We start from the raw sequence: 15,787 nt of genomic DNA on the forward strand, positions 1-15,787 counted from the left end.
GTCTTGGATCATTGAAGTTAAAATTGAACAGAGGCGCCCAGTGTGATCGTACGGTTCTGCGGGTAATTGGCAAAGCCATACCAGCTGTCAGGCTTGGTGTTAATGTCCAGCCTTTCCGGATCGGTGCCTTTTTTCAGCGGTGTGAACAGCGCCAGGTTGTCAACCGCGCTGTAGATACGGAGTGAGCGGATCCCTTTTACAAATCCCTGCGGGAATGTATAACCAATCTGCAGGTTCTTGATGCGCATAAAGCTGGCATTGTAGAGATAGTAGGTAGACTGCTGATTGGTGATCCGGGGATACCCGTAAAAGCCCATGTAGATCTTGGGCATGGTGGCAGACGGATTTTCAGGCGTCCACCTGTTCAGCCAGTCGGTAGTGGGCATAGCGCCCTGTGCAAAAGGATCGATGCCCCATTTGCCCATGTATATCTTATTGCCATAAGAGCCGTACAACATTACGCTGGCGTCGAAGTTGCCCACATTAAAGCCCATGGTATAGGAATACTCGAACTTGGGATACTGGCCTGCAAAGATGCTCCGGTCGTTATCATCCACTCTTTTATCGCCATTGATGTCCTTATACCGTATGTCGCCGGGGGTAGGGGTGCCACCCAGTGCGGATTGGTCGGGCGCCTGGTTAATTTCTTCCTGGTTCTGGAAAATGCCGTCCATGGTATACAGGTAGAAGGAGTTGATAGGATATCCGTTGCGCATGATGGTCTGACCATCCGGGCCGCCTATCTCGTCTGCGCCGAAAGACACCAGTTTATTGCGATAGAGCTGGAAGTTGGCCTGTGCATAGTAACTGAACTTACGCGTTATCCGATCCTGCCACCGCACACTGAATTCCACGCCCTTGTTGCTTACTGCGCCATTGTTAACGATGGGCGCCGTAACGCCTAATGCCTGCGGCACCTGCGATTGTCTTAAGATATCGTAGGTATACTTGCTGAACCAGTCAAAGGTGAATTCCAGCCGGTTGTTCAGCGCCACCATATCCAGGCCGATATCGGTCATGCGTGTGGTTTCCCAGGTGAGCTGCGGATCTACCAGCTGGTTGGGAACAAAGCCGGATACGATGCCGTTGCTGAATGCATAATTGTTCTGCGAAAGCGTAGGTTGGTAAGGGTAGTAGCCGATGTTCTGGTTACCGAGGCGTCCCCATGATCCGCGTATCTTCAGGTCGTTCAGCCATTTTACATCTGCCAGGAAACGCTCCCTGGAGATCCGCCAGCCGGCGGAGAAAGACTGGTAAAGTCCCCAGCGGCTGCGGCTGGGTAGCCTGGAAGTACCGTCGTAACGGAGGCTCATGCCCAGCAGGTATTTATCGTCAAAATTGTAATTGATGTTGCCGTAAAATGAATGGATCACATACTCGGCAGAATTACCTGCGTTGGTTTGCCCGCTCACAGATCCGGCGTCCAGCTCCTGCAGTTCATTGGTAGGATAGCCGATGCGCCAGGCATCTAAATTGCTGATGTTATTCACTTCCTGCTGTGCGCCTGCCAATACGGTAAGGTCATGTTTACCCAGTGTTTTATGGTAGTTCAGCTGGCTGTAGACATTGTACATTACGCCATCGTCTTCCGTTACACTCAGGCCGGGCGTACCAACATCCGCATTGGTTGCGAAAGATAAAGTGCTGTACAGGTACAGGGGTATGACCGGTCTGAAGGTTTTTGTTTTATCCAGCACGAAATTCAGGCCCGCCCGGTTCTCCCACCGGAGGCCATCTAAAATGTCTACATCAACGGAGATGTTGCCCTGTGCATAGTAGTTAGGATTTTGTGTTCTGATCGTGGAGGTAAGCACGGGGTTCTTGTTACCCAGCTCCCTGTCGTAGGCTTTATTGATCCAGAGGCCATCAGGTGTGCGGGCCGGGTACAGCGGTGATTGCGCCAGGGTAGAGATATAAAGGTCGGTTGATCCTACGAAGGGGCTCAGCCGGTTGCCATAGCGTAATTGCAGGTTGGTGCCTAAAGTTACACGCTTGTGCACTTTTGAGCTCAGGCCCAGGTCCAGCGTATACTTCTTGTACTCAAAACCACGCATGGTACCCTGCTGGTTGGTATAGCCCAATCCAAGGCTGTAAGTGGTGCGGTCATTACCGCCGCTTAAATTCAGGTAGTGGTTTTGCACGATGGCGGTACTGAACATTTCATCCAGCCAGTCGTGGTTAGGGTATTTAACACGGTCGGTCGCATCCCTGTACAGGTCGATCTGCTCCTGCGTATATACGGGTGCGTTACCGGAGTTCACTTCTGCTTCGTTCAGTAATTCCATGTACTGTGCAGAATTGGTGACTACTTCCGGAAGCCTGGTAGGCGTGGCAAAACCAATACTGTAATTGTAGGAGAGGGTGAAAGCGCCTGCTTTTCCCTTCTTTGTTTTCACCACGATCACACCATTGGCGCCCTGCGAACCATAGATGGCTGCCGCCGATGCATCTTTCAGTACCGTAACGGATTCGATATCGTTTGGGTTGATGACGGAGAGATCTCCCGGCAAACCGTTTACAATGGTGAGGGGTTTGTTGCCCGCCGCACTGAAGGTGCCCACGCCGCGGATGCGCAGCTGGATGGCGTCATTACCCGGTTCGCCGGAGTTTTGCACTACCGAGAGGCCGGGCAGCTGGCCCTGCAGGAGGGAGGCGGGATCTGTAGCTACTCTTTTGGTCAGCTCTTCTCCCTTCACCGCAACAATCGCGCTGGTAAGCGTGTGTTTGCTTTGCGTGGAATAACCGGTTACCAGTATTTCGCCCAGGTTCTTTTCTTCTTCCAGTAACGTAATATCTATCACGGGTCTGCCGTTAACCGGCACTTCCTGTTTTACATAACCGATAAAGCTGAACAGTAGCGTGCCCCTGCTGTCTGGCAGATCCAGGCTGTAGGCGCCGCCGGATTGTGTGGCCGTACCTGTGGAGGTACCTTTCAGCTGCACCGTTACGCCTTCGATAGGAACACCTTTGCTATCTGTTACCTTTCCTCTTACCGTGAAAACGCTGGTTGGCTGGTGCGGTTTATACCGGATGGTAACTGTTTTGTTATTGATGACATAATCCAGGGGCTGTTGTTCGAAGATAACGTTGAGCGCCGTCATCAGGGGAGCGTCTTTCAAAGACACGGAGACGGGCGCTGCGGTCCTGATCAGGTCCGCACTGTAAAGAAAGTCATAGCCGGTTTGCTGTTGTATGCTGAACAGCACATCTTCCAGCGGCGCTTTTTGCACGGCTATGTTTACCCGCTGGGCGGATGCGTTTGCACTGACCTGTAATACAGCGGCAAGAATAAGTACGCCGGTAAAATTCATAACGCAGATAAGTTTGAGCCAGGCAGGGGTACCTCGCCTGAGCAATGGCTCAGTAAAAATTTTGTACATTTGAGAGCTAGGTTTAATTAACAATAATTGGCATTCACAAGCATTTGTTGGTTACCTGGTGCAGCTTAGGCTGAAGATCAGGGGCGGTCGCAACGCTCCTGATCTGTTTTGATAACCATGCAGGTATCATGTTAAGTCATAACGATTATCCTCCTTCCTTCAATTTTAAAGTGTACTAAACCGGTTAGTTCAAGGCCTTTAAGTAATTCGTGGATATCCTTGTTCCTGGAATAGGTGCCGCCAAAGGTGCCTTTCGGCAGGTTTCCTTCATATACTACTTCCACATCGTACCAGCGCCCTATCTGGCGCATAATGTCCTGGATGGTATTGTTTCTGAAGATGAAGTAGCCGTTCTTCCAGGCCATTACCTGGTTCATGTTGACCTTCTTTTTTTCGATGGCGGTATGCGAAAGCGATACAATGCCTTGCTCGCCGGGCGTCAGCAATGTTTTGTCAGCTTCGCTGGAAAGTCTTACGGATCCTTCCTGCAGCGTAACTTTCACATCCTTCTCATCGTGATAGGCATTGATGTTGAATTGCGTGCCCAGTACATGCACGGTGGCATGGTCCGTTTCAGCAATGAAGGGTTTTTGCTCATTCTTACTGACCTCAAAATAGGCTTCGCCTTTCAGTATTACCTTGCGTTCGGCCCCGCCAAATACCACGGGGTAGGTGAGTGAAGACTCGCTGTTGAGCCATACTTTTGTGCCGTCTGACAGGGTAACGGTGTATTGCCCGCCTCTGGGTATGTTGATGGTGTTTAACGAATGCTGATCTGTTGCACCTCCCTGGTCTGCATAAGCAATGGCGCCTTTCCCGGTCTTGGTCACGGCGGTACCGCCTGCCCGGGCAACAATGCCGTCTGCTGCGTCTTCCAGCGCGATAACAGCGCCATCGGCAAGGGTAAGAGTGGCCATGCTGCTGCCCGGTGTGATGGGACCGTTTTTGACCGGGGCTTTTTCCACTATCTCCGGCAATGAATCAGGCTGCCTGTTTAACAGTAAAGCCCCCATGCCGGCTGCCAGGATCACGATAGCGGCGGCAGCCCAGCCCCAACGTAACCGGAATACCTTTTTCCTTCCGGCAGTTGTGGCGATACGGCCAAATATGCGGCGCCGCAGTTCCTTGTCGGCCGCAGACATAGCAGGCTCCTCCTCCTGCAGCTGGAAATGGTCCTGGTACTCCATCAGCAAAGCTTCCTCCTCGGGAGTACATTGGCCCTGCTGGTATTTTTCAAATAAACGTATGTATTCTTCGGGCGTCATGATAGTAATATCCCTTTACTATATAGTGCCGGTATTCCCTGCTGCACACACATGCGAAAGGCATATTTTTTTTAAATATTCCTATGAATCAGAAATATTTTTATTTTTACCCGCCGATCGTTATGAAAAATGTGTACTCCGACAATGAATTGTGGGACGCTGTTGTTGCAGACAACAGCCGGGCATTTGTACTGCTGTATAACCGGTACTGGAAAAAGATATATGCCACCGCCAACTACTACTTAAAAAATTCCTCCGCTGCAGAAGAGATCACCCATGATGTGTTTGTATCGCTCTGGGAAAAACGCAAATCCAATAAGATAGAAAATTTCCTGCCTTACCTCCAGGCCACTGCCCGTTACCAGGTATATAAATACCTGAAGGCGGCAAAGATCAATTGCACCGCTTACTTTGAACAGTTTGCAGAAACCATTGTGCCGCCGGTGTATAATTCCGGTGTCAATAAGCTGGAGTATGAGAATATGGAATCCCGCCTGGCGCAGCTGCTGAATGGCCTGCCTCCCAAATGCCGGGAGATCTTCTGGCTGAGCCGCATGAACAGCCTGAGTAACCAGGAAATTGCAGAGAAGCTGAATATCTCCAAACGCACCGTTGAAAACCAGCTCACACGGGCGCTGAAAACGTTGCGGACGTTTGATCCGCAGTTCTTGGTGGCGGCGTTGATCAGCTTGTTGATCGCTGCCTGAGTCCTGAATTAATATATGTATAGAAAGAACAGTGGAGCTTTAATAGTTAATTTCCTCCAGCATCAATTATTGCTTTAACAAGATAATGTATATGAGTACATGGGTTTCGCTGATGGAAAGGTTTTTTTTTCATGATGTTGAACAAGAGCGTTTGCACGTTCTATAGCGTCACTACGATTTTCTCTTAAATAGGAAAGTATATAAGTAAATCTTTTATTTTGTTTTAAGGATTCCTTGTAATTGAATCTGTCATTGGTTGTTATCTTTTCAAGGAAAGGGTGTTGGTCTGGCAGCGTTTTACATCTTTCCGTTAACCGATCATAAATATAGTTTCTATGGAATGGCTTTAATGGTACATCTTCAAAATGAAGTAGGATCCAGAGTTCAAAGCAATCATTGCTCCAGGCTACCTTTAGTCCTGCCCGTTCAGCATTTATTATGCTATTGTCAAAAGAAATACAATCCTCTTCTGCAATCTCCTCCATATTCTCTGATTTCAGATCTCTGTCATACACACACCATACCAGGTCTTTCACATCTTCCAGCAATTTATATTGTTCTTCGATCCATTGAGCGTTACCTTCTCGCAGGCAATGTTTCAAAGCCTTGCTAACTTGAGTGTCTCCTTCTCTTGAATTGTCAATTACGTTGATCTTTACCTTCTCTCCAGCCAACGATTTTAAGTACAGAGGTTCACAAACTCCATCTTCGCAAAATACAATAAATGTAGTCAATTCATCAGGGGTGCGTTCTTCATTGGAATGAACATCCCACGGTAATATTTCGCTCATTATGTTTTGGTGTATACAGTTATTATATTAAGTTGCCGAGATGCGGCAATGCTCCGTAAAAGCCTGCCAGGTAGTGACGGGCAAAATCTACATTATTTCGAATCCCTTTTAAGTCTGCAAGTGAGTAAAGTCTTGTATTATCATAAACAGTTTTTTCTGTAAAATAAAACTGGTCGCGACGCATAAAGTCAGGAGCCATTAAATTTACATCATGACTACTAAATATGACTTGCGCATTAGCAACATTTATTTTAGGGTTCTGAAAAAGGCTTATGAGATGCTTGAGCAATGCCGGATGAAAGTTGCTATCAATCTCGTCCGATATGAAAACCCCTCCATTTGAAAACAGGTAATACAAATCGCCTATGTAGTTATAGAATTTATTAGTTCCCTGCGACTCATCTGTTTTAAGATCCATTTGAGTCGTTCCTGTAACATTATCATCTTTATCAAAAATCTGTTTAGAGACCTTGATAAGGTCATATTTAAGGTCTTTTGTTAATTCTATTTTCTCAATACTAATATCATTGTAGCTCAGTCCGGCGTCTTTTAAATAGGATAAAACTATTTCCTTTTTCCCATCCGCAATTAATTGGTTTGTTTTTTCCATGCCAGATCCAAAGGGATAACCGCTTTTTAACATTGGAAATGGGGAAAGCGTATTTTCAAATATCATCTGGTTAGTAATAAAGTCACGAACCGTTTTTGAAACAGGGCCATCATAGGTTGTGCAAAATGCTAAGAACAATGCATTACCTCTGACTTTATCCAATGGTAATCCGCTTCCCTCTCTGAAATACTCAGGATTCGTGGTGATCTGGTTACCTTCTCTTTTAAAGTAGTATGTTTCGTTTTTCTCTGCCGGTCCAAAAAGCCATTCTTTGTCAATTTCAAATTTCGGCGACAGGGTAAAACCATAACGGTATCGTCTTCCTTCAAGCAGTAGAATAATTTGGAAGAACCCACTATCTTTTAGCGTGTTGCTGGTTAACCTATACGGATTTAGGCCTTGCTTGATAATATTTTCCGACTCCATGGAGCGAGACACCATTACATGGAAAAAATGCAATGCTGCAACTATATTTGATTTACCACTGGCGTTTGCACCATAGATACCTACTATTTTCAATAGTCTCGTATCGTTAACATCAACAATGTTCAAATCATCTGTCTTTTCGTCGGGTGATGTTAAGGAGGTAGCTTTTAAACTGAGCGTCTGAACATCGTTAAACGAACGGTAATTGCCAACACTGAAGTCAATTATCATCACTAGGTTTATTTACGGGAAAAATCGTCAAAATATATTCAAATATAGATATGATTTTCAGGAAAAACGTAAAAAAACTTCAAATTTAGAAATAATAGCTCGTTTTGCCGGATTGTTTTTTGCCCTGCTCAATGTACAGTTTTACCGACAACACAGCCACCCACAACAAATAAGCGCCTATCGTTACCCGTTGCGTAAACCCCAGCCAGGGTGTTGGCAGGTTATCCGCAATCCTGGGAACATCCAGTGCTGCAAAGGCTCCAAACACCAGCAGTATTACAATGATGAAGATGGAAAAATACCGGAAGTTTTTGCCGTATACCGCAGCGGCATAAACAATGGCCAGCAGTATCAGTAAAGTGGTCAGACCGGTAAGAATGAAATGCAGGGTATCGCTGATCGTTGGCGCCTCCGTACGCAGGTGCATGGGAAAGCATAATGTGGTGATTAGTCCGCTGATGCCCGCGCCAATGATCAATACGCCGGCCATCCGCATGCGCTTTTCCTGCGTGCATAACAGCAGGCCGGTTCCAAAGGTAACAAACAGCAGGTCATAGATCATAAAGAAGGGAACGGCGATGGGCCTGGACACTGCATGAATAGCCATTAATTCACTGACAACCTGTGAGCGGTAATGATAGCCCTTCCAGGCAGCCCCGGAGATGATGTCAGCGCATATAAAAACAAGCGTAGACAATATACCGCATAACAATAGCAGCCGTTTCATCAGCCCCTATTGCAGTATTTCCGTGAGTTTGTCCAGCATCTTTCCCCAGGCCGCTTTTGTTTGCTCCACATAGTCTTTCCACTCGCCCGGCATTTCATGTGTAAGGGTGAGCTCGCAACCGGCTATTATGGGAACTATTTCAATCAGCACAACAGAATAATCCGAAGGGTCGTTCATCACCTGCCAGCTGAACACCAGGCGGTTGGGCCGTTTCACTTCCAGGTACTTTCCCGCATGATTGATTTCCTCACCCTGCCTGCGCACAACATAGGAGAAGCTGCCGCCTTCCCAGGGATTATTGCTGAGACTGACGATCTCTTCATCGCGCAGCTGCGGACCAAACATAAACTGCCCGATCATTTCCGTGTTAAGGAATGCATCGAAAACCTGTTCAGGCGCTACAGAGAATAAGGCCGTAGCAACGGCGTGTACTGGTAGTTTGTCGGTCATGTCCTTGAGGATTTATATTCAATATACAAAAATTTACTGCTTCAATCCTGTAAGGACTGCCTTTATAGAGAATGAACATCAGGTGTTGTTTTCTTACCTTTATCCTTATATCATGGACGACAGATAATGGCGATCACTTATCGCAGCAACCCGCTGTTAAAAACGATTATTAAGGATACAGACTGGAAAGGCACACCGGTAGACGGGCAGGGACGGTTTATGAACCTCGGTCAGCCCTATGTAACCAACTTCTGGGAAGTGCTTCGCTGGAAGATGAAGACCAACCCCTTTGAACAGGAAAAGCGAACAGCTGCCTGGCAGCCCGAAGTATATACAGATGATACCTGGCTGGATGGCGAAGACGACCTGCTTGTATGGTTAGGACATGCCTGTTTCTATATTCGTATAGGCGGTATCCGCCTGCTCACAGATCCCGTATTAGGCAATATCCCTTTTTTCCCGCGCAGATCGGTATTGCCCGTAAACCCGGGGCGGATCCGTGACCTGGACTACCTGCTATTGTCGCACGACCATCGCGATCATTGTGATAAGGCAAGCCTGCAGCTGTTGGCGCGTAATAATCCCTCGATGCAGTATTTGTCAGGCCTGGGAATGGACGCGCTCATCAACAGCATCACCCATTCAGCGAACATTGAAACAGCGGGCTGGTATCAGCAGTTCAATACAGATAGTAAGCCGCTGCACATTACCTTCATTCCTTCGCAGCACTGGTCCAAGCGCGGCGTCTTTGACACGAACAAACGTTTATGGGGTGGTTTTGTGATCGAAGCGAAAGACAGGCGGATCTGTTTCGGGGGAGATAGCGGTTATGACGGCCGCTATAAACAATTGCAGCAAATCTACGGCAGCTTTGATTATGCCCTGCTGGGTATTGGAGCCTATGAGCCCCGCTGGTTCATGCATCTGATACATCAGTCGCCCGAAGAAGCATTAAAAGCCCTGCAGGATCTGCATGCCCGCTACCTGGTGCCCATGCACTACGGCACTTTTGACCTGGCAGATGAGCCATTGGGCAGGCCGCTGGCGGAGCTGCAGCGCGTGGCTGCACAAGAGGGACTGAACGATCGCATATTGGCTTTGTCTCCCGGGAAGCCGTTGTACCTGTAGCGGGTAATGATTTAATGCCTAAATTTAAACTATGCCGTCAAAGAATATTGTGATCAAAGACCTGGCAGCGCTTTATGACCTGATGGGGCTTCCTCATGAGGAGATCGATACTACTTCAGGATTCACCACGCATTACCTGCAGGATATATTTAAAACGCTCCCCGTTTCATCCATTCCCTACCGGCCTGATTTTTTCAGTTTCCTTTTTGTGAAGCAGGGCGTGGGCAGGTACACAATTGACGACCAGCATTTCGATATTACGCCGGGCACCGTGTATTTTACCAACCCCGGCAACTATCGCGATTTTGAATGGCGCGAGGTGACAGACGCCTGCCTGATTGTTTTTACTGAGTCTTTTCTGAAAGAGCAGGTGCATGCTGATGTCTACCGTGAGTTTTCCTTCCTGCTGACAGAGATCGTTGAGCCACGGATACTGCGGCCGGAGCAGTTTGCCGTAATGGAAGAACTGTACCGTTTTCTTCGCAGGGAACATCGTGGCGGCTCTCCCTATAAGCTGAAGATCATCGGCAGCACCCTGGTAGCCTTGCTGCTGAAGATCAAAGAATATTTCTTCCAGGACTATAATCCTATCTATGAAGGCAACCGCAGCTCGCAGATCGTAAAAACCTTCCGGAGAAACCTGGAGCAGCATGTCAGGGAATTGGTCAGCGGCAAGGCAGATACCCAGTTAAGGGTGCAGGACTATGCCGAAAAACAGTCCCTTAATGCCAACTATCTTTCCAGTGTGATCCGCAGTAAGACCGGCAAAACCATAGTTGCCTGGATAGCCGATAAATTGGTGGCGGAGGCCAAGGTAATGCTGCAGGATCCGGATCTCAGCATCAAGGAGATCGCCTCCAGGCTTGGCTTCCTGGAAACATCGCATTTCAGTAACTATTTCAGGAAACATGCTCAGCAGAGTCCCCTGGAATATCGTAAGTCGCTTTAAGCGGCTTTCTTCCTTCACTTTTTCATTTATTGTAACTATATTGGTATACACATAAGGAAAAACCGATGCCCCCGCATGTACGATAGCGAAGATATATTGAAAGCAGCGCTCCGCGAGGATACGCCCGCCGCAATGGCCGCGCTGTTTGAACAGTATGCCGCCGGCCTCCTGGGCTATGCGGGTAAATTCGTAAGCCGGGAAACCGCTGAAGATATCATACAGGACGTTTTCATTCAACTGCACCGCCAGGCCGCCAGCCTGGAAATAAAGCACAGCATCCGGCATTACCTCTTCCGCGCCGTACACAACAAATGCCTGGACCAGATCAAACATGACATGGTGCATAAACGCTACGTAAACCGCGCCCTGGCTGAATTACGCCTCCAGGAACTGGCGTACTACGATCCCGCATCCGGCCATGAAAGCCTGCTGATAAACGCAGCAGACGGCGGCATCTGGCAAGCCATCGAACAACTGCCCCCCAAATGCCGCGAAATAGTAAAGCTCCGCTACCAGGAAGGTCTCAAAACCCGGGAGATCTCTGATGCCATGGGCATCTCTTCCCGCACGGTGGAAACACAGCTGTATAAGGCCATTAAACTGCTTAAAGGCAAAGTGAGGAAACTGAGTTATTTGTTTTGGTCATTGATGTAAGAGGGGCCTCCAGACCCCGTGTGCCCTTCCCCTGCAATAGCCCCCCCAAAAAAAAATTCCCCACCCCATACGTATAAACCACCACCCTCATCGTCTTTATAATATCAACGCCACTATGAACGATAAACCATTCGACCACCAGCTGCTAATAAACTTCATTGACGGCACTGCCAGTGAAACAGAGCAACAACAAGTACTTGCCTGGATCAACAGCGATGCCGCCAATAAAGAATTATATTTCCGGGTAAAAGATATACTGGACCACCAACGGGCCGCCGGTATATCCCCGCAGGATATCCGCGCCCAATGGCAACAGGTGCAGCAAGCCCTGGCGCCCCGCCCCCGCCGCAGCGCCTGGCTGAAATACGCCGCCATCCTGCTCGTTGCCATCGGCGTAGCTGTTTATTTCTTCTACCCGGAAACATCCCGGCGCATACTCGTAAAACTATCACTAACAGACAGTGCGCGGATGATCCTGTTGCCAGACAGCAGCCTGGTATGGCTGAGCCCCGGCAGCGAACTGCAGTATGACGGCCGCGCCGCCCGGATAAAAGGTACCGGCTATTTCGATGTGAAAGCTCACGCGGATAAAGCCTTCACGGTACAAACACAACGAATGAAGGTCACCGTGCTGGGTACCTCCTTCGTGGTAAGGGAAGATGATCGCCGTTCGGCGGTAGTGGTCAGCAGCGGCGCGGTAAAGGTGAACGGTCCGCAGCAAACCACCACTTTGCATCCCAACGAACAATGGCTGCTGGAAGACGGCCGCTCGCGGAAAGAACAGGTGAACGCGGCCCTTTACACCGCCTGGAAGGAGGATGATCCTTACCTGCAAAACACCAGCCTGTCAGATATCACCGATATGCTAAGCCTTATTTATGGATATACTATCAGCATTGAAAAACCGGAACAGCTGAAAACACAGACCTTCAGCGGGCGCATATCTTTAAAAGACAAGCCCGAACTGTGGAATACGCTTTCCGTCATGTACAACGTAACTATTCTTAAAAACGAAAGACACATAACTATTCAACCAAAATAGGATCGCCGCACATCCTTAAGTGAACAAAATTTTCCGTTATGAAAAAAGCTCTACGTTATCTACTAGGGGGCCTGGGAATCTATTGCTCTTGCCTGAGCATCATCCCGCCCGAAGCGAATGCGCAGACAGCCTACGCGCAGAACGATACACCCGGCCGGGAAAAGGCATTGCCTGCACAGCGGGACAAAGCTGCAAAGCTGGACCTGAAGACCGCCCTCGAACAGATCTACCGGAAACACCGCCTGAAATTCATTTATAACGAAGCCCAGCTGAAAGATATTAAAGTGTCTTCACAGCTGCTGCAGCTGGAAAGCAGCCGGCTCATCGCCCGCCTGGAACAAACGCTGGCCGCACATCACCTGCAGCTCAGCAAAACACACGAGCTGCAATACCTGATCATTCCGGCTTCCGCTTCGGGCCAGCCTAATGTCAAAGAAAAAACAACACGTGCAGAGATAAAAGTAAATGGCGTCGTGCGCGATGGTATCGGTAACCCGCTGCCCGGTGTAACCGTGAGAGTGATAAAGGCAGAAAAGGGCACCATCACCGATGAACGCGGGCGCTTTACAATTGACGTAGACCCACTGGGCTCACTGGAATTTTCCTTCATCGGCTATAAACGGCAGGAGCTGAGCGTACGTAACCGGGTAGACCTGGAAGTGGTACTGGAAGCGGAGGAAGGCGGCCTGAATGAAGTAGTGGTAGTAGGCTTCGGTAAACAAAGGAAAGTAAGCCTGGTCGGCGCACAATCCGGTGTAAAGGTAGAAGAGCTGAAACAACCCGTGCGCAACCTCAGCACCTTGCTGGCGGGCCGCCTGGCAGGCATCGTAGGCGTGCAGCGCAGCGGGGAGCCCGGTTATGATGATGCCCAGATCTGGATACGCGGTATATCCACTTTTACCAACAGCCGCCCGCTGGTATTGGTGGATGGTGTAGAACGGCCTTTCGCCAATGTTGACCCCCAGGATATCGAGAGTTTCAATATCCTCAAAGATGCATCTGCCACTGCTGTTTACGGCGTAAGAGGCGCCAATGGCGTGATACTGATCACTACCAAACGAGGTAAGTCGCAGAAAACACAGATCAATGTAGACCTGAACACCGGCGTGACAGCGTTTACCCGCCTGCCCGAATATGCTGACGGCGTTACCTACATGCAGATGGCCAATGAAGCCATTACCACCCGCGGCGGCACACCGCAGTATTCCGAAGAGACCATACAGAAAACGGCCAGCGGAGAAGATCCATACCTGTATCCCAACGTGAACTGGATCAGGGAGATCTTCAACAGGTTCGGTACCAACAGGCGCGCCAACATGAATATACAGGGCGGTTCTGATGCCGCCAGTTTTTATGTATCCGCGTCTTATTTCGATGAAGTAGGTCTGTTCAAACGCGACGAACTGGCCAGGTATAATTCTGCTATCAAGTTCACCCGGTATAATTTTACCACTAACCTGAACCTGAAAGTCACCGCTTCTACAAGACTGGAATTTGGCGTGCAGGGATACATTGGTAATGGCAACTACCCGGGCACCTCTACCGCCGGTATATTCGGTTCTGCATTGTCTACACCGCCTACGGTATTCCCTGTACGTTACCCGGATGGAAAGATCCCCGCACTGCAGGATGGTTCCTCCGTGAACAACCCCTATGATCAGCTCACACAGTCGGGTTTTGCCACAGAATTCCGCAACCAGATCTTTTCCAATGCCCGCGTGAGGCAGGATCTGGGTTTCCTGCTGAAGGGGCTGTCTTTTACCACCATGTTCTCTTTTGATACCTATAACCAGCACAACCTGCGCCGCACCAAATCAGTAGATACCTGGCTGGCCACCGGCCGAAACAGCGAAGGGGAGCTGGAATACCGCCAAACGCGCATCGGCACCAATTACCTGAACTTCAGCAGGGGCAATGGCGGTAACCGCCAGTTCTATACCGAAACAGCCCTGAACTATGAAAATGTATTCGGAAAACATCGCGTAGGGGGCTTACTGTTATATAACCAGAGCGATAAGGTAGACGCCTTCCAGGATGATTTCATCGCCTCTATTCCACGGCGGCAGCGGGGCCTGGCGGGAAGAGGTACCTACTCCTTTGACGACCGCTATCTCTTTGAAGCCAATTTCGGGTATAACGGCTCAGAAACATTTTCTCCCAACCGCCGCTACGGTTTCTTTCCTTCCGCAGGGCTGGGATGGATTGCTTCCAGCGAAAAATTCATGCAGCCGGCAGCGGGAGTGATACAGTTCCTGAAATTCCGCTTCTCCTACGGCCTCGTTGGCAACGGTGAAATTGAAGGACGTCGCTTTGCCTACATTGCCACCGTGGCGGGGACTAACGGCTATGCCTATGGTAATGAAAGACAGAATAATTATGGGGACGGATACGATATTGGAGAATATGCTTCAGACGTTACCTGGGAAACCGCCCGCAAAACCAACCTGGGCGTAGAACTCACTACCCTTAAAGACCGCCTGAACATCCAGGTGGATTTCTTCCACGAGAAACGGGACAATATTTTCCTCAGGCGTTCCTCCATCCCGGCCATGCTGGGCCTGCGAAGCAACCCTTACGGCAACCTCGGGAAAACAGAGAACAAAGGCATTGATGCCAGCCTTGATTTTAATATGAAGGTAGGAGCGCTGATGGTAGGACTGAAAGGCAATTTCACTTTCAACAAGAACAAGGTGATAGAGGACGATCTGCCACCCTGGGCGTATCCCTACCTGGAAAGAAAAGGCCGGAAGATCAGCCAGCGTTTTGCCTATATCGCCGAAGGCCTTTTCCAGGACTCACTGGAAATTCTCAGGAGCCCGAAACAAACGGGCGATGTAAGGCCCGGCGATATTAAATTCAAAGACATCAACGGCGATGGGGTGATCAATTCCTATGACCAGTACCCGGTGGGCTATGGCGCCGTACCGGAGATCGTATATGGCTTCGGGTTAAACCTGGCTTACAGGAACGTGGCACTGGGCCTCTTCTTCCAGGGCGTAGCCAATGTAGATACCTATACCTATGGCGAAGGCTTTATTCCTTTTGAACAGGGAGGTAACCGCGGTAACCTCATGAGCGTGATCACCGACAGATGGACGCCGGAAAATCCCAATCCGCATGCTTTCTATCCCCGCCTGTCTTTTGGTGTGGTAAACGACAACTACAAGGAAAGCACCTGGTGGGTCAAGAATTCCAGCTACCTGCGCCTCAAGAACCTGGAACTGAGCTATACGCTGCCACCCAAATGGCTGAACCGGGTGGGTGTGCATCGCGCACGTATTTACCTGCTGGGCTACAATGTACTTACCATCAGCTCATTCAAGCTGTGGGATGTTGAGCTGGACCAGGGCAGGGGCACACAATACCCGCAGCTCACTTCCTATAACCTGGGTGTTTCCCTGCAGTTCTGATCACGCACATTAAAAAT

Annotated in this window: 12 protein-coding genes; 6 read left to right on the forward strand and 6 right to left on the reverse strand. The window is 49.2% G+C overall.

What is annotated here, in order from left to right:
- Nucleotides 1-17: 17 nt before the first annotated feature.
- Together Q0577_RS07415 and Q0577_RS07420 are read right to left on the reverse strand one after the other, a co-directional pair.
- Nucleotides 18-3,311 (reverse strand): TonB-dependent receptor, encoded by a 3,294-nt coding sequence (locus Q0577_RS07415; protein WP_298734308.1) that lies wholly within the window; start codon nucleotides 3,309-3,311, stop codon nucleotides 18-20.
- Nucleotides 3,312-3,511: 200 nt separating this feature from the next.
- Complete coding sequence (locus Q0577_RS07420; RefSeq protein WP_298734311.1) at nucleotides 3,512-4,645, reverse strand: FecR domain-containing protein; 1,134 nt, start codon at nucleotides 4,643-4,645, stop codon at nucleotides 3,512-3,514.
- Nucleotides 4,646-4,767: 122 nt separating this feature from the next.
- Between Q0577_RS07420 and Q0577_RS07425 the strand changes: the two genes are divergently transcribed.
- Nucleotides 4,768-5,352, forward strand: a complete 585-nt coding sequence (locus tag Q0577_RS07425) for an RNA polymerase sigma factor (protein ID WP_298734314.1) — start codon at nucleotides 4,768-4,770, stop codon at nucleotides 5,350-5,352.
- Between the two features lie 74 nt (nucleotides 5,353-5,426).
- Here Q0577_RS07425 and Q0577_RS07430 read toward each other — a convergent pair whose 3' ends face one another.
- From Q0577_RS07430 to Q0577_RS07445, 4 genes are all read right to left on the reverse strand, one after another.
- Nucleotides 5,427-6,143: an RloB family protein gene (locus tag Q0577_RS07430; protein WP_298734317.1), complete on the reverse strand. Its 717-nt coding sequence runs from the start codon at nucleotides 6,141-6,143 to the stop codon at nucleotides 5,427-5,429.
- A 22-nt stretch (nucleotides 6,144-6,165) separates the two neighbouring features.
- Nucleotides 6,166-7,410 (reverse strand): ATP-binding protein, encoded by a 1,245-nt coding sequence (locus tag Q0577_RS07435; protein ID WP_298734320.1) that lies wholly within the window; start codon nucleotides 7,408-7,410, stop codon nucleotides 6,166-6,168.
- Between the two features lie 85 nt (nucleotides 7,411-7,495).
- Nucleotides 7,496-8,137 carry a DUF998 domain-containing protein gene (locus Q0577_RS07440; RefSeq protein ID WP_298734323.1) on the reverse strand — a complete coding sequence of 214 codons (642 nt, stop codon included), beginning with the start codon at nucleotides 8,135-8,137 and terminating at the stop codon, nucleotides 7,496-7,498.
- Between the two features lie 6 nt (nucleotides 8,138-8,143).
- Nucleotides 8,144-8,587: an SRPBCC domain-containing protein gene (locus tag Q0577_RS07445; RefSeq protein WP_298734325.1), complete on the reverse strand. Its 444-nt coding sequence runs from the start codon at nucleotides 8,585-8,587 to the stop codon at nucleotides 8,144-8,146.
- A gap of 126 nt (nucleotides 8,588-8,713) precedes the next feature.
- On the opposite strand from Q0577_RS07445, the gene Q0577_RS07450 reads away from it, so the two are divergent.
- The 5 genes from Q0577_RS07450 to Q0577_RS07470 all read left to right on the forward strand — a co-directional run bounded on the left by Q0577_RS07450 (nucleotide 8,714) and on the right by Q0577_RS07470 (nucleotide 15,770).
- Nucleotides 8,714-9,715: an MBL fold metallo-hydrolase gene (locus Q0577_RS07450; protein WP_298734326.1), complete on the forward strand. Its 1,002-nt coding sequence runs from the start codon at nucleotides 8,714-8,716 to the stop codon at nucleotides 9,713-9,715.
- A gap of 31 nt (nucleotides 9,716-9,746) precedes the next feature.
- Nucleotides 9,747-10,664: an AraC family transcriptional regulator gene (locus Q0577_RS07455; protein ID WP_298734328.1), complete on the forward strand. Its 918-nt coding sequence runs from the start codon at nucleotides 9,747-9,749 to the stop codon at nucleotides 10,662-10,664.
- Between the two features lie 75 nt (nucleotides 10,665-10,739).
- Nucleotides 10,740-11,318: an RNA polymerase sigma-70 factor gene (locus Q0577_RS07460; RefSeq protein WP_298734330.1), complete on the forward strand. Its 579-nt coding sequence runs from the start codon at nucleotides 10,740-10,742 to the stop codon at nucleotides 11,316-11,318.
- A 115-nt stretch (nucleotides 11,319-11,433) separates the two neighbouring features.
- On the forward strand, nucleotides 11,434-12,360 hold the full coding sequence (locus Q0577_RS07465; protein ID WP_298734333.1) for a FecR domain-containing protein: 927 nt from the start codon (nucleotides 11,434-11,436) through the stop codon (nucleotides 12,358-12,360).
- A 38-nt stretch (nucleotides 12,361-12,398) separates the two neighbouring features.
- Nucleotides 12,399-15,770, forward strand: a complete 3,372-nt coding sequence (locus Q0577_RS07470) for a TonB-dependent receptor (protein ID WP_298734336.1) — start codon at nucleotides 12,399-12,401, stop codon at nucleotides 15,768-15,770.
- Nucleotides 15,771-15,787 lie beyond the last annotated feature (17 nt).

This window comes from uncultured Chitinophaga sp. (assembly GCF_937898475.1).
GTDB lineage: Bacteria > Bacteroidota > Bacteroidia > Chitinophagales > Chitinophagaceae > Chitinophaga.